The organism is Noviherbaspirillum cavernae, assembly GCF_003590875.1.
GTDB lineage: Bacteria > Pseudomonadota > Gammaproteobacteria > Burkholderiales > Burkholderiaceae_D > Noviherbaspirillum > Noviherbaspirillum cavernae.
The window spans coordinates 1-23,030 of the sequence record NZ_QYUN01000002.1 but is presented as its reverse complement, the minus strand read 5'-3'; the positions used below and the strand labels follow the sequence as shown (position 1 = coordinate 23,030).

The following is a 23,030-nucleotide window of genomic DNA, read 5'->3' as shown; positions in this document are numbered from 1 at the left end:
AGCATGCTCCTCGAAATCCCTGCGTCACCCCTAACCCTCCCCTTGAAGGGAAGGGAACGCGATCGCAATGCTGTCACCTAAATTACTGACTTCTCTGTAATAAGAATGCCTTGGTTGGGAATCGAGGCGGCCACACCTTTCAGTTCAGCCAGTTTTCGACTGGCGGTTGCAAGCTTTTTGAGAATGGCCGGGGTTTCAAAACGCTCGGTGCTTAATTGGTCAAGCGGAAATATTTTGGTCATTGCCCCTCCGAACTCCGGGATGTATATGTATAGGAAACGACTCTTTCCTATACATATTTATACGTGTACGCATAGAAAACCGGATTCCCTATACATATTGATTTTTGCACAAGAGCAAGATTCGGCCCAAAAAATATGAGCTCCCATAGGAGCTCATATTTGTCACAACCACTGTAGGACATGAATCACACGTCAATATTCCCCGCCTGCAGCGCATTCAATTCAATGAACGCCCGGCGCGGCTCCACATCGTCGCCCATCAGCGTGCTGAAGATCTGGTCCGCTGCGATCGCGTCTTCGATCTGCACTCTCAGCAAACGCCGCACGGTCGGGTCCATCGTGGTTTCCCACAACTGTGCGGGGTTCATTTCGCCCAGACCTTTGTAGCGCTGCTTGGAGACGCCGCGTTCGGCTTCGTCGCGCAACCAGTTCATCGCTTCGTGGAAGTCGCGGATGGCGATTTCCTTGGCTTTCTCCCCCTGACCGCGACGCACCAGCGCACCTGCTCCGATCAGGCCCTTGAAGGTGGCGGCGGCGTTGGCAAGAATCTGGTAGTCGGGGCTGGCGACGAAGTCGGCATCCATCACGCTGACCTTCAGGTTGCCGAAATGGTGGCGCTGGACGCGCAGCATGTGCTTGTCGGACAGTTCGTCGGACTTGACGATGATTTCGACGCCTGGCTCGTTGATCGCCCTGGTCAGGGCGGCAGCGGATGTCTCGGCGTCGGCGACCGTGTCGAGGTTGAGCGTGACGCCGGTCATGATGGCCGACAGTGCGGCTTCGTCCATCGCACGTGCCAGGCGCATGATGATGGCGTTGGCGGTGTTGTACTGACGCACCAACTCAGCCAGCGCATCGTCGGTGATCGGTGCTGCGCCCTCTGCCGGGACCAGTGCGGCGTCGTGCAGCGCAACCTGCATCATGTATTGCGCCTCTTCGACATTATCCTTCAGGTAGCGCTCATCCCTGCCGTGCTTGACCTTGTACAGCGGCGGCTGCGCGATGTAGACGTGGCCGCGCTCGACCAGTTGCGGCATCTGGCGATACAGCAGCGTCAGCAGCAGCGTGCGGATGTGGGCGCCGTCGACGTCCGCATCGGTCATGATGATGATGCGGTGATAGCGCAGTTTTTCGACGTTGAATTCGTCCGGGCCGATGGAGGTGCCGAGCGTGGCGATCAGGGTGGTGATCTGTTCGCTGGACAGCATCTTTTCGAAGCGCGCCTTTTCGACGTTCAGGACCTTGCCGCGCAGCGGCAGGATTGCCTGGAACTTGCGGTCGCGGCCCTGCTTGGCGGAGCCGCCCGCGGAGTCACCCTCGACGATGTAGAGTTCGCACAGCGCCGGATCTTTTTCCTGGCAGTCGGCCAGCTTGGCGGACAGACCGAGGCCGTCCATGATGCCTTTGCGGCGCGTCAGTTCGCGTGCCTTGCGCGCGGCTTCGCGGGCGCGGGCGGCTTCGACGATCTTGCCGCAGATGATCTTGGCGTCGTTCGGCTTTTCCATCAGATAGTCGGTCAGCGTCTTGGCGACAATGTCTTCGACCGGGCCGCGCACTTCGGAGGACACCAGCTTGTCCTTGGTCTGCGAGCTGAACTTCGGCTCGGGCACCTTCACCGACAGCACGCAGGTCAGGCCTTCGCGCATGTCATCGCCGGAAATTTCGACCTTGGCCTTTTTCGCGAAATCGTTTTCCTCGATGTACTTGTTAATGACACGCGTCATCGCCGCGCGCAGGCCGGTCAGGTGCGCGCCGCCGTCGCGCTGCGGGATGTTGTTGGTGAAGCACAGCACCTGCTCGTTGAAGGCGTCATTCCACTGCATCGAGACGTCGACGCTGATATTGGTCCCGTGCTCGGACATCTTTTCGCCGGTGGCCTGGAAGATGGTCGGGTGCAGCACGCTCTTGGCCTTGTTGATGTACTCGACGAAGCCGCGGGTGCCGCCTTCGAACGCGAAATCCTCTTCCTTCCCAGTGCGCTGGTCGGTGAGCTTGATGTGCACGCCGTTGTTCAAGAAGGACAGTTCGCGGATACGCTTGGCGAGGATGTCGTAGTGGAATTCGACATGCGTGAAGATTTCCTCGTCGGCCCAGAAATGCACTTCGGTGCCGCGCTTGTCGGTCTCGCCGCTGACCTTGATCGGCGAGACAGCAACGCCATCCTGCGTTTCGAGTTCGCGGTTCTGCACCACGCCCTTGGCGAATTCCATCGCGTGCACCTTGCCATCGCGACGAATGGTGAGCTTCAGCAGCTTCGAGAGCGCATTGACGCAGGACACGCCGACGCCGTGCAGGCCGCCGGAAACCTTGTACGAGTTCTGGTCGAACTTGCCGCCGGCATGCAGCTCGGTCATCACGATTTCGGCCGCGCTGCGCTTGGGCTCGTGCTTGTCGTCCCATTTGATGCCGGTCGGGATGCCGCGGCCGTTGTCGGTGATCGAGATCGAATTGTCCGCATGAATCGTGACATGGATCTCGCTGCAATAGCCGGCCAGCGCCTCGTCGATCGAGTTGTCCAGCACTTCGAATACAAGGTGATGCAGGCCCGTCCCGTCCGAGGTGTCACCGATGTACATGCCGGGCCGCTTGCGCACCGCTTCCAGCCCTTCGAGGATCTGGATCGAGGATGCGCCGTACTGGCTTTGCTGTGCGGAAGTGGTGTTTTCTTGAGGGATCGCGGACATGGCTGCCTTCTGAAAGAACGGTACTGCTAAAGAATCAATATTTCTAAAATGTGGCAAAGGGGCGCGCGTCTATTCCCGCCGCCCCCTTGTCAATTTGTGTTGCTGCCTCAGTAAAACGCGTCAAATGCGCATCGGCATCACGACGTACTTGAAGTCGGCGTTGTCGGGCACCGTGATCAACGCCGACGAATTGGCGTCGCCCAGCGCGATGTTGATGTTGTCGCCCTTGAGGTTGTTCAACACGTCGAGCAGGTAGGTGACGTTGAAGCCGATATCGACGCTGTCGCCGCCATAATCGACTTCGAGTTCCTCGACTGCTTCTTCCTGATCGGCATTGGTGGAGCTGATCTTCAGGCTGCCGGGGCTGATGATCCAACGCACACCCTTGAACTTGTCGCTAGTCATGATCGCTGCGCGCTGCAGCGAATGCAGCAACTGCAGGCGGTCAATCGTGAAACCGTTCTTGTAACCCTTCGGAATCACGCGTGTGTAGTCGGGGAACTTGCCTTCGACCAGCTTCGAAATCAGTTCGATATCGGCGAAGCTCAGCTTGACCTGATTGTTGGCGATCTCGAGTTGCACCGGCTGATCGTTTTCCTCCAGCAGGCGCTGCAATTCCAGAATCGTCTTGCGCGGAATGATCACTTCCTGGCGCGGGAAATCCTGATCGGTTTCCACCTGACAGAATGCGAGGCGATGACCGTCGGTCGCCACCGCGATCACGTTCTTGCCATCGACCACCAGCAGCAGACCGTTCAGGTAGTAACGGATATCCTGCTGCGCCATCGCGAAATGCACCATGTTGAACAGGTGCTTCAGCGTCTTTTGCGGCAGCGTGACCCTGGCGTTGAAATGCTCGGCCTGCGCGACGGTCGGGAATTCTTCCGCGGCCAGCGTCTGCAAGGCAAAACGCGATTTGCCGGACTGGACCGTCATCCGCTTGTTGACCAGCGACAGCGAAACGTCGCCGGTATCGGGCAGTGCGCGCAGGATATCGAGCAGCTTGCGCGCGGCCACCGTGGTCGCCGCCACTTCGCCGCCGCTGCCGACTTCGGCGTTGGTCGTGATCTGCACTTCGATGTCGGTCGACAGGAACGACACTTTTTCGCCTTCCTTGCGAATGAGGATATTGGCCAGAATCGGCAAGGTGTGCCGACGCTCGACAATACCGCTCACGATCTGCAGTGGCCGGAGAAGCGTGTCTCGTTGGGTTTTAACCAATTGCATGCTTTTATCCTTGTAGTGATAGTTGAAACGGATGCTCTGGTGAAGCCAAAAAACCTGATTGCTGCGTGTTATGCAAATGCCAAAATCGGCTTCTATTTTGACAGAAAGCCCTTGTCTCAAAAAAACAAATTACATCCTGCAATTGCCTCTTTTCGCGTATTCCTGCCAGGAAGTTATCCACAGACTGGCAGGCACGGGCATCACCCTTTCAAGGTCTGTTCGAGGACATGCAACTCATGGTTCACTTCCGGGTTCTTGCTGCGGTCGGCCGCGATCTTGCGCACCGCATGCAGCACGGTCGTGTGGTCGCGCCCGCCGAACAGGTCGCCGATTTCCGGCAAGCTCTTTTGCGTCAATTCCTTGGCAAGATACATCGCGATCTGACGCGGACGCGCAATATTGGCCGGACGCTTTTTCGAGTACATGTCCGCCACCTTGATGTTGAAAAAATCCGCGACCGTCTTCTGGATATTTTCCACCGATATCTGTCTATTTTGTACCGAAAGCAAATCTTTCAATGCATCCTTGACAACATCAATCGTGATGTCCTTGCCATGAAACCGGGAATAGGCAAGGATCTTGCGCAAGGCGCCTTCCAGTTCGCGCACGTTCGAGCGCAGATGCTTGGCGACGAAAAATGCGACGTCGTCCGATAGAACCGCACCCTCCTGGGCGGCCTTTTTCAGCAGAATGGCCACCCGCATTTCCAGTTCCGGCGGCTCGACGGCAACGGTCAAGCCGGAGTCGAAACGGGAAATCAGGCGGTCGTCCATGCCCGTGATTTCCTTCGGGTAAGTGTCGCTCGTGATGATGATTTGTTTCTTGGCGGCAATCAAAGCTTCGAACGCATAGAAGAATTCTTCCTGCGTGCGGCTCTTGCCGGCAAAGAACTGAATATCATCAATCAGCAGCAGATCCAGCGAATGGTAGTAGCGCTTGAAGTCGTCAAAACCCTTGCGCTGGTAAGCGGTCACTACGTCGCGAACATATTGTTCAGCGTGGATGTAACGGATCCGCACGTTGGGATTATCCGCCAGCACCTGGTTGCCAATGGCATGGATCAAGTGCGTTTTTCCCAGCCCCACACCGCCATACAGGAATAGCGGATTGTAGGAAACACCGGGGTTGGTGGCGACCTGGATGGCGGCAGCGCGCGCCAGCTGGTTGGCCTTGCCGGTAACAAAACTTTCGAAGGTCAGCGCAGTATTGATGCGGCTTTGCTCGCGGCGCGAATTGTCCGCAACCGGCGTCTCGATCCGCTCGAGCACATCCGGTTGACCGCCTGAACCATTGCCGTCGGCCACGGCCATCGAAACCGTGACCGGCCGCTTCGCGCCATTCAAGCGCGGGTCGAGCACGAATTGCACCTCGATCGGCGCTTCCCAGTATTCGGTCGCCAGCGTGGTGATGCGGCTGGCAAACTGGGTCTTCACCCAGTCCAGCTTGAAACGATTGGGCGCGGCAATGCGCAGCCTTCCATCTTCGAAATCGAGCGGTGCCAGCGGTTTAATCCATGCGCTAAATTGTTGCGGCGTAAGCTCCTGCTCCAGCATCGCGGAGCAAGTCTGCCAAAAATTTTCCATGAATTATCTAGTGAAAAGGATGTGGGCGAAATGGATCGTCATGCCCTTGCGTCGGCTTCGCCTCGGCGTTCAAGACACCGTCCGGCACGCCGTCGCATGGAAAATGACATGCAAAGCGGCAAGTTTTGAAACACAACGGGACGGCAGGGACGCGCCACATGATCCGGCTATTCTACCTTTGATGGGCAAAGTTATCCACAGGCGCGGAGCTGTTTCCGAATCACGAAAGCCCTTGCCGAATCGGCCACGGACGTGCTAAGTGATTGACACACAAGCAGAAAGTGATGTTTAATTGCGGGTTCACTGCCTGTCGCTTGCTGTGTTTTGTGCCGAGGGCATGAAACCCGATGGCTGACGTGATCATCCAATTCCCTATTGCTGACTAGCGAGACCAACAATGAAACGTACCTACCAACCTTCCGTCGTTCGCCGCAAGCGCACTCATGGCTTTCGCGTTCGCATGGCAACCCGCAGCGGCCGTGCCGTGCTGAATGCACGCCGCGCCAAGGGTCGCAAGCGTCTGGCTGTATAAGCCGGACCTTGCACTGCTCAAGCTGCTGGCGTGACCGGAGATTACTCACGCGATCGGCGTATCGTTAAAACGGATGAATTTTCATCCGTTTTTCGTTTGCGGCCCGCATTCCGGACTGCACACTTTGTGCTTTACACCCGCAGCAACCAACTGAATCACGCCCGCCTTGGCATCGTTGCAGCCAAGCGCTTCGCGCCGCGCGCCGTTACCCGCAACACGATCAAGCGCATCACGCGCGAGCTGTTCCGGCAGGCAGCACTGCCTGCACTCGACTGCATCGTGCGCCTGTCCAGGCCGGTGAACTCGAAGACCGGGCCGGCAACGTCGGCGCGACTGAAGGCGGAGTTGCGCACGGAACTCGCACAGCTGCTACTATCGCGCTCGAAGGCGGAGGACAAGGGATGAAAACGCTGCTGTTGCTGCTGTTGCGCGGGTATCAGCTGGGCATCAGTCCTTTTCTCGGTCAGAATTGCCGCTTTTACCCGAGCTGCTCCGACTACGCAACGCAAGCCATCCGCGACCACGGCGCGCTGAAAGGCGGCGCGCTGGCGACGAGGCGGCTGTGCAAGTGCCATCCGTGGCATCCGGGCGGGCTCGATCCGGTACCTGACAAGGCATCCCGCATTGGTCGCGCCGCCGAGCGGCGCCACACCTGAATTCCCGACTATTCTTTCTTGAAAATATACATATGGATATCCGACGTACCGTCCTGTGGGTTGTGTTCTCACTATCGTTGCTGCTCTTGTGGGACAACTGGATGCGCTATAACGGCAAGCAGTCGATGTTCTTCCCGACCGCAACGCAGCCGGCCAAGCCGGCCGCCGGCACCACGCCGGGCGGCGCGAAATCGGATCTGCCGCAGGCATCGACCGCAGGAAGCACTGCTCCCTCAACAGTCCCCGGCGGCACGACGGTTGCGCCAAGCGAACGAATCACCATCACCACCGACATCGTCAAGGCGGATATCGACACCGTGGGCGGCGAACTGAAGCGGCTGGAACTGCTGAAGCACAAGGATTCGGTCGAGCCGACGAAGAACATGGTGCTGTTCGACTCCAGCCCAGAGCGCACCTATCTCGGCCAGACCGGCCTGATCGGCGGCGCCTTCCCGAATCACAAATCGGCCTTCGTCGCCAAACCGGGCCCGCGCGCGCTCGATGGCGCAAACGAGCTGCAGCTGGTGCTCGAATCCGAGCAGGGCGGCGTCAAGCTGGTCAAGACCTACACCTTCAAACGCGGCGATTACACCATCGGCGTCAAGCATGAAGTCGTCAACAGCAGCGGCGCGCCGATCAATCCATCGCTGTATCTGCAACTGGTTCGTGACGGCAACAAGCCGGCCGGTGAATCGTATTTCTACAGCACCTTTACCGGCCCGGTGATATATACCGACGCCGACAAGTTCCAGAAGCTGACCTTCGAAGACATCGAAAAAGGCAAGGCCACCCACGCCACCAAGGCCGACAACGGCTGGATCGCGCTGGTGCAGCACTATTTCGTGTCGGCTTTCGTGCCACCGGAAAAAGTGGTGCGCGAAATCTACACGAAGAAGGTCGATACCAACCTGTATGCCGTCGGCAACATTCTGCCCTTGGGTGCCATTGCGCCGGGTGCGACCAGCGTCATGGAATCCCGCCTGTATTCCGGCCCGCAGGAATCGGCAATCCTCGAAAAGGTCGCCCCCGGCTTTGACCTGGTCAAGGATTACGGCTGGCTCACCATCGTCGCCAAGCCGATTTTCTGGCTGATGGATCAGATCCACAAGGTGCTTGGCAACTGGGGCTGGACCATCATCGTGCTGACGATCCTGATCAAGCTCGCCTTCTTCCCGCTGTCGGCAGCCAGCTACCGCAGCATGGCGAAGATGAAAACCGTCACGCCGAAGATGCAATCGATCCGCGAGCGCTTCAAGTCCGATCCTGCCAAGATGAATCAGGCGATGATGGAGCTGTACAAGACAGAGAAGATCAATCCGCTCGGCGGCTGCCTGCCGATCGTGGTGCAGATCCCGGTATTCATCGCGTTGTACTGGGTGCTGCTGGCCAGCGTCGAGATGCGCAATGCACCGTGGCTCGGCTGGATCCAGGATCTGGCATCGCCCGACCCGTTCTACATCCTGCCGATCGTGATGGCCGTGACGATGTTCATCCAGACCAAGCTGAATCCGACACCGCCCGATCCGATTCAGGCCAAGGTGATGATGTTCATGCCGATCGTGTTCTCGGTGATGTTTTTCTTCTTCCCGGCCGGCCTCGTGCTGTACTGGGTGGTGAACAACATCCTGTCGATTGCTCAGCAGTGGGTAATCACGCGCAAGATCGAAGGCGCTCAATCGTCAAAATGACCGTGACAGTCAGTTGATCAGGATGCTCTTGATCAACTGTCTGCAAAAGAAGCCCGTGATGCTGTTTCACGGGCTTTTTTATTGCATCAAAAAAGTGCAACCAAAGCTAAAATTGTTTTCATGAACTACGACTCCTCCCCCATCGCCGCCATTGCGACCGCGCCCGGACGCGGCGGCATCGGCGTTGTCCGCATTTCCGGCAAAGACATTTCTTCCGTCATGCAGGCAGTCTGCGGTACCACACATTTGCAGGCACGCCACGCCACCTACCTTCCCTTCAAGAATGCCGACGGCAGCGTGATCGATCAAGGCATTGCCATCTACTTCAAGGCGCCGCACTCCTATACCGGCGAAGACGTGCTGGAACTGCAAGGGCATGGCGGACCGGTCGTGATGCAAATGCTGCTGGCACGCTGCATCGAGGCCGGACAGGAGATCGCACTGCGCGTGGCGCAGCCGGGCGAATTCACGCACCGCGCCTTCCTCAACGACAAGCTCGATCTGGCGCAAGCCGAGGCGGTGGCCGACCTGATCGAGGCATCGACCGAAGCGGCGGCGAAATCCGCGTCGCAATCCTTGTCCGGCGTGTTTTCAAACACCATCCACGAACTCGTCGGCAAGGTCGTGCATCTGCGCATGCTGGTGGAAGCGACGCTGGATTTCCCGGAAGAGGAAATCGACTTCCTCGAAAAATCCGATGCGCGCGGCCAACTGGAACGCATCCGCCAGAATCTCGACGCGGTTTTCAATGAGGCGGCGCAGGGCGCACTGCTGCGCGACGGGCTCAACATCGTGCTCGCCGGGCAGCCGAACGTCGGCAAGTCGTCCCTGCTCAATGCGCTGGCCGGTGCTGACGTCGCCATCGTCACGCCGATCGCCGGCACCACGCGCGACAAGGTGAGCGAAACGATCCAGATGGAAGGCGTGCCGCTCAATATCATCGACACCGCCGGCATCCGCGACGGCGGCGACGAGGTCGAGCGCATCGGCATCGAGCGCACCTGGGGCGAGGTACGCAAGGCCGACGTGATCCTGCACCTGCTCGACGCCACGCGCGGCCCGACCCGCGCCGACGAGGAAATCGTCGAGCGCCTGCCGGCAAACGTGCCCGTCATGCGGGTCTGGAACAAGATCGACTTGTCAGGACACAAGCCGGCGATCGACCGCATGCCGGATGCGACCCATGTGTATCTGTCGGCCACCGACCGGATCGGCATGGATTTGCTGCGCACTGAACTGCTGCGGGTAGCCGGCTGGCAGCAAACGGGCGAATCGCGTTTTCTGGCACGCGAGCGGCACTTGCTGGCACTGAAGGCGGCACGTACGCACCTCGAAGTCGCGGCCGAACATGCATCGAAAGAGAGCCAGATCAACGATCAGGCACTGGACCTGCTGGCGGAGGAATTGCGGCTGACACAGGAAGCCCTGAACAGCATCACGGGCGAATTCACGTCCGACGACTTGCTGGGCGTGATTTTCAGCCGCTTCTGCATCGGCAAATAATGCGCAGAAAAGTTATTTGTCTGACAGCGAAATTCATTTCATTGCGGTGTAATATGCGCTCGCACTAAAAAAAATCCACCTCAGGATGAAGGAGACCGGGAGCCCGCCAGCGCATGTTGGCGGGCTCTTTTTATTGATGGTCACAGTTATAACGCATGTACATATCTGTTATCACCACAATAAAGCAGACTGATTTGCTGCGGCGCGATATAGTCTCTCCTGTCTCCTCCAACTCTTCTTGAATTGGATTTAGCCCGCAACCGCAAGGTCTGCGGGCTTTTTTTTGGCCGAAACCGGAAAAATCCCGTCATTTCGTGTTGCAAAATATTTACATTCAATGCGGCACTGGTAGAATCCACGGAGATCACCTAGCCGATCGATCGGTTGAAGAAGTTTCTGCCTGTCTGAAAATTCCACTCGCGAGACAGACCGTTTGCGGCCCCATCGCCGGTACCGCAAAGCAAAGTTCGCGCAGATCGATATCCCCAGCCAACATCAGGCTATTTTACAAACCCGCCACGAGCGGGTTTCCTTTTTTCGCCATTCGAACGAAGGCGCACAAGGTGCGTTAACGCCGCGGCCCGATCGCATCGATCGGCACACCCCAGACGCCGATGCCTCTTGCACGCGCAACGCTTTCCATCGCTCCGTATTGAAATGGCGCATCGGGCAGCGCAAGCGCCCAGCCATGCTGCAGCATCCATTCGCTCAAGTCTTCGTTGCCGGCCCTGCAGCTGGCGACGAGGCTGCCGTCGGGGTATTCGGCCCGCTTGACACAGTGGACGAAGTAGCCGGATATCTTGAAGTCGAGCGCCAGTGATGCGCGCGTTCCGCAGGGGATCGGCCTGACAAAGGTATAACAGGTACGCTCGGTGGGCGGGATGTAGATGCCGTAGAGCATGATGCGATAACCGCTGATGCGCAAGGAGCCGTCCTCCTGCACGAAGGCGAAGCTGGAGATGTCGGATTGTGCCGCTGCATGCGGTACCGGCATGGCGACGAGCAGCGCAAGGCCGGCCTGGATGAAACGGGTTTTTGCGTTCATTTCGCATCCTTCCGCCACCGCGGTACGGCGGATGCCAAATGCATATTACGCCGCATTGGCAGTGTGCGAACGTCTTGCTGCATTGATTTTAATCAGGAACAATTTTCCCTTTTGAATCATGCACATAAGCCATGTTATTCCGGGTTGTCCACAGAATTGACCACAGCAAATGTGGGTAAATATCCGGGCCGCACGACAGCACCGAGTCGGGCGGTCAGAGGAGTGCGTTGAGTACCCAATAGATCATTGCGATGCTGACTGCGGCAGAGGCGAGCATGCAAAGGGCGGCGTGCAGTTTGTTCTTGTTGATGGTCATGGCTTGCTTCCAATGTGGCGGGCCGGCAATGATGACCGGCCCCCTAAGCATAGCCAATTCGTCGTTTTCCACAAGGAAAAATCAGGACTGGAAAATCGTTCTTTTATATGCAGAAACCGCAGTTTTGCATCTTTTAAATGCAAAAGTCACATGTAAATTTGTCGATTTCGCATCAAACTCAAGGCGTCACTGCGTGGTGAATGACCAGGAACGCGTCACATTGACGCCATTGACCGTGCCGGCGAACTGCACGTCGTAGGTGGTCCCAGCTGTGAGCGGATCAAGCGGAACGATCGCGGCTACCGAAGTCGGGGTCTTCGCATCGTTTGCGCGGGCCAGCAGCTGCACCGGCAGGCTCGCTCCGCCGCGCGGCTGCACGGTGAAGCTCTGCACCGTCACGGTCGCGAGGATGTCGGCGTGGATACTGATCGGGAAGCCGACTTCATTCTTGCCGGGCACCGGATCGGGCAGCTCGTCGTCGCTGAAGAAATTCCTCGGTACGCGCAGCTGGTCTTTGAACGGATACGTGACAATGTTTCCTTTGCCCAGCCCGGTTTCCAAGCCGTTCGCGCCAAAGTTGGTCGTGAAATACGTGTAGCCGCCTGCCGAGACTGCCGTGCCTGCGCCAATCTCCTTGAACATCGGCTCCAGGATCACGAAGCGATGGTAGATCGCGGTGATCAAGCCTTCGGCGGCATATACGCCGGAAGTCGAGGAGGTGCTGGAAATCACTTCACCATAGGCATGGCTGCCCTGCGTGAAGTTGTAACCGGCCGCGGCAAGCCGATTGGCCAGGCTGGCTCCGGTGAAGCCGGGCATGCCCATCGTTTGAACGTGACTGATGACGCCGTTGATCGCCTGATAGTTGGAATGGCCTTGCGCGCTTGCATCGAGCGTATTGCTGCGTGTCAGTGTCGACAGTCCCAATTGCTGCCGCCGGAAATTGAACCAGTTGATGCCGTCGAGCGCGGTATTGCCAGTGACTGTCGGCGCACCAGGTTCCTGGATCGCGATTGTCGTCACTGCTCGCGAAGCGGGCGCGGCGCTGTCTCCACCACCGCCTCCGCACGCGGAAACCAGAATCGATGCCAACAGCATGAGGGGCAGGGAGCGGCGGCGTAACGGCAGCAACATGGGCTTTTCCTTATGGCAAATTAAAACCGGATGACATCGTTGTTAGCGACAAACATGATGACAAACTTGAACGGTACGAAGCAGTTTCACACTGCCATCCGGTTCACGTCCACAAAAATATTCCGCGCATCAGCATGTTGTTGTGTCGCATGCGTTTTTTGCGTCTGAATGCGGAGAGGTTGATGCTGCGCAGCAGGGCCGCAATGCCGTTGGTGCATGCCACGGACTTGTGATTGAATGACGCTGACGACAGGACCGGCCTCCCGGATGGGAAAAGCTTCGGAGCCGCTTGGCAGGTGGGGTTGGACGGGAATGGGTGGAGGCTTCCGCGACAGAAGTCGGCCTTCCGGCAACGCTTTCATCTTCTTGCCAAGCGGCAGAAAAATCCCGCTACGCTTGAACTCATCCCATTCCTGCCAGTCTCATGTCTGTCCGGAAAAATTTCCTGCGTTGCATCATCCGGACTTGCAATGCGAATGCGCAAGTTCATGCGCCGAAAGCAGGCGGCACAATCGCATGACGGATATTCCGTATCGCGCATGCACGGCCGCACAACTTCGTTGATTTGATTACGCGTATTCTTGACACATGAAACCCGTCGCACCCGGCACCGTCATTCTGCATCGCCATCGCGGTTATGGCGTCGTCACGTCCGTCAATCTTCTGACCGGCTGGGTGTCGGCGCGCTTTGGCGACGAGGTGCGCACGCTCGACCTGAATCTTTCCCACGACGAATTACAGCATGCCGATGGCGAGCCGATCCGCTTCCGCCGCGATCCGCCCGACCGCATGCCGCATGCACGACTGATGGCGATGGTGCGCGAGCTGCACCGCGCCGGCTACCAGCGCCTCTATCTGTACAGCTGGCCGAAGCCGTCCGGCTTGCACTGGCGCTGGCACCTGTTTACCGGCCAGCGCAACTGGCTGGATCGGGCATGGCGCGAAGGCTGGTACGGCTCGGGCGCAGATTACAACTTCAATCCGATCATGGGGTGGGGGGACGCGCCGGGCGCGACCGCGCCGGAACTGGTGAAGGCGCTGGCGCAATTCGACCCGCACGGCCTGGCGCAGGCGTTGCGCCGTGACGAGGATCACACCGCATGGTTTGACGCCGTATGCGAAGCGCTGTTGCCGAATTACGCCTTTACCCTCGGCTGGGACTATCGCGACGGCCCGGTGCCCGACAGCCTGCCGGTGATCGCCGTGCGGCGCGGCGTGCCGGCCTACGCGGGACCGCCGCTGCCTTGGCCGCCGGGCTGGGCCCGCCTGTGGACCGGCGGACATGCACTGGTCCAATCAAGTTTCAGAACAATTCCCGCTGGCACCCCTTCCGACATCGCGCGCTGAGCCTGGGAATGCCGGTCGCGCTGCAATGCGCCCGATTGCACGATCAACAAGACGCCGACGACGCGACATCGACGCTCAGGACTCGCATGATGCCGCCAGCGTCGCGCGCCGCTCCGACATGTTCGCCGCGTACAGAGACACGGCCATCGCCAGCGCCATCGGCACGGTACCGAAATACGACAATGCAACCGTGCCCAGCGACGTCACGATCACGCCGCCGAGGAGTGCGCCCAGCGCCTGCCCCATGTAGATGGCGGACGAATTCAGCGCGACCGAGGCCGCCGCGAGTTGCGGTGCCATCATGATCAGCCGCACCTGCTGCGAACCATTGATCGCGAAGCATCCCAGGCCCCAGATCAGGGTCAGCACGATCGTCATCGGCAGCGAGCCCCTGGCCAGCGGCCACGCCGCGAGCGCCGCCAGCATGCAGCCCATCGCGACCATGCCGACCCGCACCGGGCCGACGCGATCCATCACGCGCGCCGCGATGACATTGCCGATGACGCCGGTGATGCCGAAGCACAGGAACAGCAGGCTGATGGCGGTCGGCGTGGCGCCGATGAAGTCCTTCAGCACCAGCGCCATGTAGGAAAAGACGATGAACAGGCCGATCGCCTGGAGCGCGGTGACCGACACCGCCAGCAGCAGGGGCGTATCGGCGAACACGGCTTTCCAGGCCGCGCGATCGATCGGCGCGACGAACAGTCCGGCCGGAATCTGCCTCCACACCGCCGCCGCGAACAGCGCCGACACCAGTCCGACCAGCCCCAGCGTCGGACGCCAGCCGATGTGCGCGCCGAGATACGCGCCGATCGGCGTGCCGACCACTGCCGCAATCGACCAGCCGAGGAAGACCATCCCGATCGCCTTGCCACGCGCCTCGGGCGGCACCATCAGGCCGACCGTGGCCGCCGCCTGCGCGGTGAACAAGGCAGCGCCCACGGCGGTCACCATGCGCACCGCGAGCAGGCTGCCGTAGCCGGGGGCGAACGCGGCCAGCAGATGCATGAGCGCATACAAAACGAGCGCTCCGGCCAGCAGCCTGCGGCGCTCGATGGCACTGGTCCAGCTCGCCAGGAACGGTCCGCCGAGGCACACGGTCGCCGCGAACGCGGAAATCAGCATGCCGATCTGCGCCGGCGTGACTGCAAGATCGGCGCTGAGTTCATTGAGCATGCCGGGCACGATCATCGCGCCGGTGCCGATCGCAAAATTGCCCAGGGTCAGAGACCACAGCCGGACTTGCATGACGACTCCCGAAGAATAGTCACTCAGTGTAACCAAAGGTTGGCAGGCTTGCTAACCGGGCAGGCGCGGCAAATGCGCATGCCGGCCCGCTTCGACCGCGCACAACGCTTGTGCGAAACCAACGCCCGCGCCGCACGACGCCACCATCCATGTGCACATGCGTTTGCAATTGGTGCGATCCGGTCGAACGAAGACCGCCTGATGCGCCAATGTGCGGCGGCATGTCTCTTGCTCAAGCACAAAACGTTGCGACTTCACCGCATGCACTCATCCACGCACACGACAAGGAGAAAATACATGGACCGCCCAACCGTCACCGCGAAAATCCTCGACGCCAAGGTGAGAAAAGGCCTGAAATGGAGCGCCATTGCCGACAAGCTGGGCCACAGCAAGGAATGGACGACCGCGGCCTGCCTCGGCCAGATGACCTTCAGCAAGGCGCAGGCGGAAGTGGCGCAAGGCCTGTTCGACCTCACGGACGAGGAAGCCGCCTGGCTGCAGATCGTGCCGTACAAGGGCTCGCTGCCCGGCGCCGTGCCGACCGATCCGCTGATCTACCGCTGGTACGAAATCGTCAGCGTCTACGGCACGACGATCAAGGAACTGATCCACGAGGAATTCGGCGATGGCATCATGAGCGCGATCGATTTTTCGATGGATATCACGCGCTCGCCGGACCCGAAAGGGGATCGGGTGAATGTGGTGTTGTCAGGGAAGTTTTTGCCGTACAAGACATATTGAAAAGCGATCCGGCGAAAGAAAAAGCCCCACGGTCGGAACCGCGGGGCTTTTTCATGTAACCAGTCAATCGTTCGACTTAGTTGTTCGTCCTCGACCAACTGGCGTACTGGCGTATGCCGGAAGCGTTGAGGCCGCGCAAGGCTATTTCGCGATAATTTCCTGCTGTGCTCAACGCTGGCACGAATGCACTTGCGCATGACGCGCCGGTGGACGTGCCGACGATGTTTGCATTGATCGTTGCCGACGTGGCGGATTGCTTGAAGGCGCTTGTCGTCACATTGATCAGTGCGGCTGACGACCTGCCCGTCATCAGCACATTGTCCACATGCGGTGCCAATGCGCCACGGCTCCAGTCGATGGTGGCCGACACCAATACCGCAGCCTTTGCATTGGCAGGATCAAGATATGCCTTGGCGCTGTCACCCAGCTCCGGCCAATGCAGGGAGGGTCCATAACTTGCGGCGATCGGCGCGGCAATGCTGCGCGTATAAAACTCGGCTTTCTTGTCGCTCGCCGAACGATACACCTCGAACTTGTAACGTCCGAACGGTTTGAATGCGGAGAAATCCGTCACCGGTGCCGAAGCGAAGTTGGGACTCGAGGACGACCACGTATATGACGAGCCATCGGCAAATGCCCCGCTGAGTGCAAATGATGTGGACACATTTGACGTGGCTGTGACACTGAGGTCGCCGGTCTTGTTGGCCACCGCAAAGTAGTTGGCGGTACCGCACGATGAGGATCTGGCCAGCACCACACCGGCTGCCGGCAGGCCCGGTCCCGTGACCTTGACCTGGTGGACATCGAACGCCAGCCCTATGGCATTGAATTGCAGCCGCAATCCGCTCTGATAGGCGATCTTGCCATTGTTGGCAGGATTGTTGCCGCGGCTGAAACGCGCTTCCACGGCGACATCGTAATCGAGCTGATTGCCGATGATTCTCCAGCCGCTGTCTGTTGCCGTTGCCGGACTGATCTTCTGCGCCATGTCCATCACATGGCCGGTGCTGCCGTCAGCACGCTTGTATGGCAGACGGATGATGGCTTGCTCTGCACCTGCCGCAGTTTTCACCAGCGTGAGGATTTCCGGAGCGCCGAATATGGCACCATCCATTGCCGGATCCGACAGCAGCCCTCCATACCATTGGAACAAGGTATAGCCGTTGTATTTGTAAAGAGCCCGGTCAAAGCCGTCGACAACCTCGCACGCCCCCTTCAGATCCGTCACGATGGGGCCGGTTTTGGTAACGCGATTGTCCGCCGCCAACGCAAAGCATGCATTCAGCTGCTCCTGCAACCTGTTGATCACCACCGTCGACGGCGCAATCGTGGGCGCCACGAGGGCGCCGGGCGGAGTGGCGACATTGCCTCTGGTCAAAACAACCGATGGAGCCGGTGCCGCAGTCGGATCCGCCTGGTTTTCGGCAATCGGCGCAAATGCATTCACCAGCACCACGCCATCGCTTGTGATCGCGACCTTGATCGTATCCAGCACGGCGTCAAGGCCGGTTCTATCCGCCTTGAATGCGCTCTTGACGGGATCGAAGGTAGCGGCATCGGCACCGCTTGCCGTGACGACGTTCGCCAGCACGCTCTTGAGCGCGTCCACCACCTTCTTGACTTCGGCGGGCGTCGCTTTCGCCTTCAGCTTTGCGAGATCCGTCATGTCCAGCGGATTGTTGGCATCCGAAAGCAATGCGGCAATCGCTGTTGTCAACGGCGTGACGTTGACCGTCTTTGTTTCGCCATCGCTGACGGTGTCGGCCAGCACCGCGACATAAGTTGCAGTAATTCCGCCCGTCGTCCCGGTTGCGGTCACGACGAAGGGGGCCGTCATGCCCTTGACATCGATTGAGTAGCCGCCATCAGCACCGGCGGTCGTCGTCTTTTGCGTGCCATTGACATCGGTTAGCGTCACTGTGGCACCTGCAAATGGCGCACCGGATGCGGCAGTGCCCCTCACGAGCGTGACAACCGGCGCTTTCGTGGCCGGAGTACCGCTGTCGGCCGAACCACCGCCTCCGCCACAGGCGGTCAGAGCCGTGATTGCAGCCACGATCAAGGCATGACGCACCAGATGCTGTTTTTGTTGTTGCATGAGACTCCCTTGAGTATTCATTTTGTATGTGGATAAAGCCGCCGGCATTCCGGGCACAGTCCTGAAGGAAAAGCGTCCATGGGAAACAGGCTTCATCGGACATGATCATTCGACAATCCTAGTGCCGGCGCGCCGCGCACTGTATAGACTGCATTGCAATAATGTCAATCCACAAAATATGGGATATCTCTTGTGAGTTTCAGGTTTTATGCGTCGATTCGGGGTTACAGGCGCAGAGCTGCCAAATTCAAGATGTTTTTCGGCGTGCCGTTCGCAAAATCGACGATATTCTGGAAGGCGGCGCGAAAATACAATTCATAACTGTTCCTTTCCACGTAACCCAGATGCGGCGTCGCCAGCACATTCTCCATGCGCAGCAAAGGCGAATCCACCGGCAAGGGCTCGGTCTCGAACACGTCAAGCGCCGCCTGGCCGGGACGGCCTTGGCGCAAGGCTGTCAGCAGCGCGCCGTCGGCCACCAGTTCGGCGCGGCTGGTGTTGACGAACAGCGCGGTCGGCTTCATCCGCACCAGATCGGGTACGCCCACGATGCCGCGCGCTTCATCGTTCAGACGAAGATGCATGGAAATGACATCGGATTCGGCGAAAAAGTCGTCTTTTGAGTGTGCCGCCCGGTAACCGTCGTGGACTGCCTGCGCGCGACTGGCATCGCGCCCCCAGATCAGCACATCCATTCCGAACGCCTTGCCGTAGCCGGCCACCAGGCGGCCGATCTTGCCGTAGCCCCAGATGCCAAGTGTTCTGCCTTTCAAGACGCTGCCCAGCAGATTGCGTTCCGGCGCCATGGACGAGGCTTGCCACAGACTTTCGCGCAGGTTGGCGGCATATTGCGGTATCCGGCGCGACGCCGCCATGATCAGCGCCCAAGTCAATTCGGCGGGCGCGGTCGGGTCGCCGACGCCTTCCGCAATTGCCACGCCGCGCGCGGTTGCAGCATCCACGTCGATGTGACCGCTCACCTTGCCGGTTTGCGAAATCAGCTTCAAGTTCGGCAATTTATCCAGCAATTGCCGCGAAATGGCGGTTCGCTCGCGGATCAGCACCAGCGCATCGAAGCCGCCCAACCGAATCGCAAGTTGACCGATGCCGCGCGTGCTGCTGGTAAACACCTTCACCTCATGTCCCTCGAGCAAGCTGAAGCAATCCAACTGGCGCACGCTGTCTTGATAGTCGTCAAGAATGGCAATCTTCATGGGAGTATTGTTCCTTACATAACCAAGGCTGCCTAAAAACTAGGCAACATTAGGTGAAAGTGGTGCTCAGGTGTAAAATTACGGGTTCCGTAGCTTTTTACCAGCCGGCTTCCGCGCCATCCCTGCGGGGGCCAAGTGCTGATGGCCGAGGCACCAATCTTGCGTGCCTCATTATCCGACAGACCGCCGTTCCGCTGCAGATCGTGCGTTATCGCCCGATCCGAACCAGCCTTGGAAATCCCAAACGACGATCCTGCCGTGCCGCTACACCCGGTTTTTATTTAGGCATTGGAGGTTTTATCGTGAATCAACCAGTCATGGGTGGCATTACCGCCGTTAACGCCCCATCGTACGTCAAGCAACAAAAACTCATCAATTGGGTCGCGGAAATCGCCACCCTGACCAAGCCCGACAGCATCTACTGGTGCGACGGCTCGCAGGAAGAATATGACCGCTTGTGCGCGGAAATGGTCGCCGCCGGCACCATGAAGCGGCTGAACGACGCCAAGCGCCCGAACAGCTACCTCGCATGCTCCGATCCGTCCGACGTGGCACGCGTCGAAGACCGCACCTTCATCTGCTCCGCGAAGCAGGAAGATGCCGGCCCGACCAACAACTGGATCGCCCCGGCAGAAATGCGCGTCACCCTGAACGGCCTGTTCGACGGCTGCATGAAGGGCCGCACCATGTACGTGGTGCCGTTCTCGATGGGCCCGCTCGGTTCGCCGATCGCCCACATCGGCGTCGAACTGTCCGACTCGCCTTACGTCGCGGTCAACATGCGCATCATGACCCGCATGGGCAAGGCCGTGTATGACGTGCTCGGCACCGACGGCGAATTCGTGCCCTGCGTGCACACCGTCGGCGCACCGCTGGCTGCGGGCCAGAAGGATGTCGCGTGGCCGTGCAACTCGACCAAGTACATCGTGCATTACCCGGAACCCGCGAAATCTGGTCCTTCGGTTCCGGCTACGGCGGCAACGCCTTGCTCGGCAAGAAATGCTTCGCGCTGCGCATCGCGTCCACCATGGGCCGCGACCAGGGCTGGCTGGCCGAACACATGCTGATCCTCGGCGTCGAATCGCCCGAGGGCAAGAAGCATTACGTCGCCGCCGCTTTCCCGTCCGCCTGCGGCAAGACCAACTTCGCGATGCTGATTCCGCCGAAGGCATTCAACGGCTGGAAAGTCACCACCATCGGCGACGACATCGCCTGGATCAAGCCGGGTGCCGATGGCCGCCTGTACGCGATCAACCCGGAAGCCGGCTACTTCGGCGTGGCGCCGGGTACCAACACCGTGACCAACTCCAACTGCATGGCTTCGCTGGGCGCGAACACCATCTTCACCAACGTCGCGCTGACCGACGACGGCGACGTGTGGTGGGAAGGCCTGACCAAGGAAGCGCCGGCGCACCTGATCGACTGGCAAGGCAAGGACTGGACGCCGGAAATCGCCAAGGAAACCGGCCGCAAGGCAGCGCATCCGAACGCCCGCTTCACCGTCGCCGCGACGCAGAATCCGGTCATCGACCCGGCATGGGACGATCCGGCCGGCGTGCCGATCTCGGCCTTCATCTTCGGCGGCCGCCGCTCGACCACCGTGCCGCTCGTCACCGAAGCGCGCAACTGGGTGGAAGGCGTGTACATGGCAGCGACCATGGGTTCGGAAACGACCGCCGCAGCAGCCGGCCAGCAAGGCGTGGTGCGCCGCGACCCGTTCGCGATGCTGCCGTTCATGGGCTACAACATGAGCGACTACTTCCAGCACTGGCTCGACATCGGCAAGAAGGTTGCCGCCTCGCCAGCTGAGATGCCGAAGATCTACTGCGTGAACTGGTTCCGCACCGACGAGAACGGCAAGTTCGTCTGGCCCGGCTTCGGCGACAACATGCGCGTGCTGAAGTGGATGCTGGACCGCATCGAGAACAATGCCGGCGGCACGGAAAACATCTTCGGCGTCACCCCGCGCTACGAAGACCTCAAGTGGGACGGCATCGAATTCACGCAGCAGCAATTCGACAGGATCACCTCGATCGACAAGGCTTCATGGGAAGCGGAACTGAAGCTGCATGCGGAACTGTTCGACAAGCTGAAATATCACTTGCCGAAAGAGCTGGAATCGACCAAGGCCCAGCTGGAAAAGCGTCTGGCGGCTTGAACCCGGCGATGCTCGTCTCCCGTGAATAATGGGGGATGGAGGAGACAATAAAACGGAGCGCGGCAGGGCAACCTGACCGCGCTTTTCATTTTGGGCGTTGTCGCAGCGATCAGCATTTCCGTCCCTGATTTGCCGCGCGGTGCGCCATGCGAAGCACAGAAAAAAGGCACCCGAAGGTGCCTTTTTTCTTGCTGCAAAGCAGTTACACGCCTCTGATCAGAATGCGTGACGGATGCCGGCGTTGAATGCCTGGTCGCCCGAACCTGCCTCGATCGCGCCGCCAACGGTGTAGCCTGCGCCGTTCTTGTTCGAGATCTTCGCGTACGTGGTGTACAGCTCGGTGCGCTTGGACAAGGAGTAGATGTAGCCCAGTGCGTACTGATTCGCGTCCATGTTGTTGGCAGTCTTGTCATTCTTGTGAATGTAGGAAGCCAGAACCTTGTGTGCGCCGAACGGAACGGTCACGCCAACCAGCACGTCGGTGCTGTCGGTCGAGCCGGACTGTGCCAGGCCGGTGAACGGGTTCACCGCATTGCGGTACTTGGAGCTGTTCAGACCCTTGTCAACGCCGTAAGCGAGGTGAGCCTTGGCAACCTTGAAGTCGTACGTTGCGCCCAACAGCGTGTTCTTGGCGTTCTCGGTGCCGATAGCCGGAGCGGCGGCGGTGCCATTGTTGAGGTTGTGGTAGCCGAGGCGAACAGCCAGCGGACCATTGGCGTAGCCGACAGCCAGGCCGTATTGGCGCGCGGTGGAAGTGGAGCCTGCCACTTCGCCGAAGCCGTAGGCGACTTCGCCGGTGAAGCCGCTGAAGTTCGGCGACACGTACTTGACCGAGTTGTCCATGCGGCTGGTGGCGTTGCCGGTTTGCGGCAGGATGTTGTTGGCATTGCCGGCGAAACCGGTGCCGAACGGATCAACGAAGGCAACGGTCAGGTATTGCGGAGTGTACTGACGACCCAGGGTGACGGTACCGAAGTTGGTGCTGCCCAGGCCCACGAATGCTTGACGACCGAACATCAGACCGCCCTGGCCCAAGGCGCCAGTGTCAGCCTGGTAACCGTTTTCCAGCACGAACAGCGCGGACAAGCCGCCGCCCAGATCTTCCGTGCCCTTGAAACCGAGGCGCGAACCGGCGCCAACGCCGCTGGTCAGCTTGGTGACGGAACCGGCTGCGCCGCCGCGCTCCTGCACGATGCCCACATCCAGCAGACCGTACACGCTAACGTTCGTTTGCGCGAATGCGCCGGTCGAGATTGCACCCAGTACGGCCAGTGCGAGAACTGATTTTTTCATTAACTATCCCAAAGGTAGAGCCAGACAAATTGATTGTTGTTCGGCAAGGCGATGCGGAACATTGCCTTGCCGTTGACGGCTTCATTGTCAGGAAACACATGGTGATGCAATGTGTTAACGATGCATCGCTTTTGACAATGAACGCCGCTTACTGAAAATCATGGCGAATTCGCAGAAGTTGCCGAAACAATCAGAAAAACCGCTTGTCAAACAGCAATATTGCATTCGCAAAATTTCCAGCCTGCGAAGAATACAATGATTTAATGAAAATAATTTCGATGTTTTTAGCGTTTTTTACATCAAAATCGCAACAATTCATTC

The 23,030-nt window shown here is 59.2% G+C and carries 17 protein-coding genes and 1 pseudogene; 8 read left to right on the top strand and 10 right to left on the bottom strand.

What is annotated here, in order from left to right:
• Positions 1-77: 77 nt before the first annotated feature.
• From D3870_RS00145 to dnaA, 4 genes are all read right to left on the bottom strand, one after another.
• A complete protein-coding gene (locus tag D3870_RS00145) occupies positions 78-242 on the bottom strand; it encodes a Fic/DOC family N-terminal domain-containing protein (protein WP_242489796.1) in 165 nt (54 codons plus the stop codon).
• Positions 243-427: 185 nt separating this feature from the next.
• The gene (gene gyrB / locus D3870_RS00140) at positions 428-2,926 is read right to left on the bottom strand and encodes a DNA topoisomerase (ATP-hydrolyzing) subunit B (RefSeq protein WP_119735659.1); all 2,499 of its coding nucleotides are present in this window, start codon (positions 2,924-2,926) and stop codon (positions 428-430) included.
• A 120-nt stretch (positions 2,927-3,046) separates the two neighbouring features.
• Complete coding sequence (gene dnaN / locus D3870_RS00135) at positions 3,047-4,153, bottom strand: DNA polymerase III subunit beta (protein ID WP_119735657.1); 1,107 nt, start codon at positions 4,151-4,153, stop codon at positions 3,047-3,049.
• Positions 4,154-4,353: 200 nt separating this feature from the next.
• Positions 4,354-5,736, bottom strand: coding sequence for a chromosomal replication initiator protein DnaA (dnaA, locus tag D3870_RS00130; RefSeq protein WP_119735655.1), 1,383 nt, complete (start codon positions 5,734-5,736; stop codon positions 4,354-4,356).
• A 397-nt stretch (positions 5,737-6,133) separates the two neighbouring features.
• Here dnaA and rpmH point away from each other — a divergent pair, with 397 nt between their 5' ends.
• The 5 genes from rpmH (at position 6,134) to mnmE (ending at position 10,115) form a co-directional block, all read left to right on the top strand.
• Entirely contained in the window at positions 6,134-6,268 is a 135-nt protein-coding gene (rpmH, locus tag D3870_RS00125; RefSeq protein ID WP_019142399.1) for a 50S ribosomal protein L34, read from the top strand.
• A 30-nt stretch (positions 6,269-6,298) separates the two neighbouring features.
• Positions 6,299-6,673 (top strand): ribonuclease P protein component, encoded by a 375-nt coding sequence (gene rnpA, locus D3870_RS00120; RefSeq protein ID WP_119735654.1) that lies wholly within the window; start codon positions 6,299-6,301, stop codon positions 6,671-6,673.
• On the top strand, positions 6,670-6,924 hold the full coding sequence (yidD, locus tag D3870_RS00115; RefSeq protein WP_119735652.1) for a membrane protein insertion efficiency factor YidD: 255 nt from the start codon (positions 6,670-6,672) through the stop codon (positions 6,922-6,924). The genes rnpA and yidD overlap by 4 nt, the downstream gene beginning before the upstream one ends.
• 32 nt (positions 6,925-6,956) lie before the next feature.
• Positions 6,957-8,612 (top strand): membrane protein insertase YidC, encoded by a 1,656-nt coding sequence (yidC, locus tag D3870_RS00110; protein ID WP_119735650.1) that lies wholly within the window; start codon positions 6,957-6,959, stop codon positions 8,610-8,612.
• A 120-nt stretch (positions 8,613-8,732) separates the two neighbouring features.
• Positions 8,733-10,115 carry a tRNA uridine-5-carboxymethylaminomethyl(34) synthesis GTPase MnmE gene (gene mnmE, locus D3870_RS00105; protein ID WP_119735648.1) on the top strand — a complete coding sequence of 461 codons (1,383 nt, stop codon included), beginning with the start codon at positions 8,733-8,735 and terminating at the stop codon, positions 10,113-10,115.
• A gap of 568 nt (positions 10,116-10,683) precedes the next feature.
• Here mnmE and D3870_RS00100 read toward each other — a convergent pair.
• Both D3870_RS00100 and D3870_RS00095 read right to left on the bottom strand, forming a co-directional pair.
• On the bottom strand, positions 10,684-11,160 hold the full coding sequence (locus D3870_RS00100) for a thermonuclease family protein (protein WP_119741445.1): 477 nt from the start codon (positions 11,158-11,160) through the stop codon (positions 10,684-10,686).
• 502 nt (positions 11,161-11,662) lie between these two features.
• Positions 11,663-12,610, bottom strand: a complete 948-nt coding sequence (locus D3870_RS00095; RefSeq protein ID WP_119735647.1) for a CAP domain-containing protein — start codon at positions 12,608-12,610, stop codon at positions 11,663-11,665.
• Between the two features lie 588 nt (positions 12,611-13,198).
• Here D3870_RS00095 and D3870_RS00090 point away from each other — a divergent pair.
• Complete coding sequence (locus tag D3870_RS00090) at positions 13,199-13,957, top strand: L-asparaginase (RefSeq protein ID WP_119735645.1); 759 nt, start codon at positions 13,199-13,201, stop codon at positions 13,955-13,957.
• Positions 13,958-14,032: 75 nt separating this feature from the next.
• On the opposite strand, the gene D3870_RS00085 is transcribed toward D3870_RS00090, so the two are convergent.
• Positions 14,033-15,205 carry an MFS transporter gene (locus D3870_RS00085; RefSeq protein ID WP_119735643.1) on the bottom strand — a complete coding sequence of 391 codons (1,173 nt, stop codon included), beginning with the start codon at positions 15,203-15,205 and terminating at the stop codon, positions 14,033-14,035.
• Between the two features lie 297 nt (positions 15,206-15,502).
• On the opposite strand from D3870_RS00085, the gene cynS reads away from it, so the two are divergent.
• Positions 15,503-15,946, top strand: coding sequence for a cyanase (gene cynS, locus D3870_RS00075; protein ID WP_119735640.1), 444 nt, complete (start codon positions 15,503-15,505; stop codon positions 15,944-15,946).
• A gap of 76 nt (positions 15,947-16,022) precedes the next feature.
• On the opposite strand, the gene D3870_RS00070 is transcribed toward cynS, so the two are convergent.
• Both D3870_RS00070 and D3870_RS00065 read right to left on the bottom strand, forming a co-directional pair.
• Complete coding sequence (locus D3870_RS00070; RefSeq protein ID WP_119735638.1) at positions 16,023-18,044, bottom strand: carboxypeptidase-like regulatory domain-containing protein; 2,022 nt, start codon at positions 18,042-18,044, stop codon at positions 16,023-16,025.
• Between the two features lie 224 nt (positions 18,045-18,268).
• Entirely contained in the window at positions 18,269-19,258 is a 990-nt protein-coding gene (locus tag D3870_RS00065) for a D-2-hydroxyacid dehydrogenase family protein (RefSeq protein WP_119735636.1), read from the bottom strand.
• A gap of 302 nt (positions 19,259-19,560) precedes the next feature.
• On the opposite strand from D3870_RS00065, the pseudogene D3870_RS00060 reads away from it, so the two are divergent.
• A pseudogene (locus tag D3870_RS00060) lies at positions 19,561-21,416 on the top strand (phosphoenolpyruvate carboxykinase (GTP)).
• A gap of 216 nt (positions 21,417-21,632) precedes the next feature.
• Here D3870_RS00060 and D3870_RS00055 read toward each other — a convergent pair.
• Positions 21,633-22,709, bottom strand: coding sequence for a porin (locus D3870_RS00055; protein ID WP_119735634.1), 1,077 nt, complete (start codon positions 22,707-22,709; stop codon positions 21,633-21,635).
• Positions 22,710-23,030: the final 321 nt, after the last annotated feature.

Bases quoted from the DNA above. Each gene is read 5' to 3' on its own strand.
- D3870_RS00065 (WP_119735636.1), bottom strand. From the start codon at position 19,258: ATGAAGATTGCCATTCTTGACGACTATCAAGACAGCGTGCGCCAGTTG.
- D3870_RS00100 (WP_119741445.1), bottom strand. From the start codon at position 11,160: ATGAACGCAAAAACCCGTTTCATCCAGGCCGGCCTTGCGCTGCTCGTC.
- rpmH (WP_019142399.1), top strand. From the start codon at position 6,134: ATGAAACGTACCTACCAACCTTCCGTCGTTCGCCGCAAGCGCACTCAT.
- yidD (WP_119735652.1), top strand. From the start codon at position 6,670: ATGAAAACGCTGCTGTTGCTGCTGTTGCGCGGGTATCAGCTGGGCATC.
- D3870_RS00090 (WP_119735645.1), top strand. From the start codon at position 13,199: ATGAAACCCGTCGCACCCGGCACCGTCATTCTGCATCGCCATCGCGGT.
- D3870_RS00070 (WP_119735638.1), bottom strand. From the start codon at position 18,044: ATGCAACAACAAAAACAGCATCTGGTGCGTCATGCCTTGATCGTGGCT.
- D3870_RS00145 (WP_242489796.1), bottom strand. From the start codon at position 242: ATGACCAAAATATTTCCGCTTGACCAATTAAGCACCGAGCGTTTTGAA.
- D3870_RS00085 (WP_119735643.1), bottom strand. From the start codon at position 15,205: ATGCAAGTCCGGCTGTGGTCTCTGACCCTGGGCAATTTTGCGATCGGC.
- gyrB (WP_119735659.1), bottom strand. From the start codon at position 2,926: ATGTCCGCGATCCCTCAAGAAAACACCACTTCCGCACAGCAAAGCCAG.
- dnaA (WP_119735655.1), bottom strand. From the start codon at position 5,736: ATGGAAAATTTTTGGCAGACTTGCTCCGCGATGCTGGAGCAGGAGCTT.
- cynS (WP_119735640.1), top strand. From the start codon at position 15,503: ATGGACCGCCCAACCGTCACCGCGAAAATCCTCGACGCCAAGGTGAGA.
- D3870_RS00055 (WP_119735634.1), bottom strand. From the start codon at position 22,709: ATGAAAAAATCAGTTCTCGCACTGGCCGTACTGGGTGCAATCTCGACC.
- D3870_RS00095 (WP_119735647.1), bottom strand. From the start codon at position 12,610: ATGTTGCTGCCGTTACGCCGCCGCTCCCTGCCCCTCATGCTGTTGGCA.
- yidC (WP_119735650.1), top strand. From the start codon at position 6,957: ATGGATATCCGACGTACCGTCCTGTGGGTTGTGTTCTCACTATCGTTG.
- mnmE (WP_119735648.1), top strand. From the start codon at position 8,733: ATGAACTACGACTCCTCCCCCATCGCCGCCATTGCGACCGCGCCCGGA.
- dnaN (WP_119735657.1), bottom strand. From the start codon at position 4,153: ATGCAATTGGTTAAAACCCAACGAGACACGCTTCTCCGGCCACTGCAG.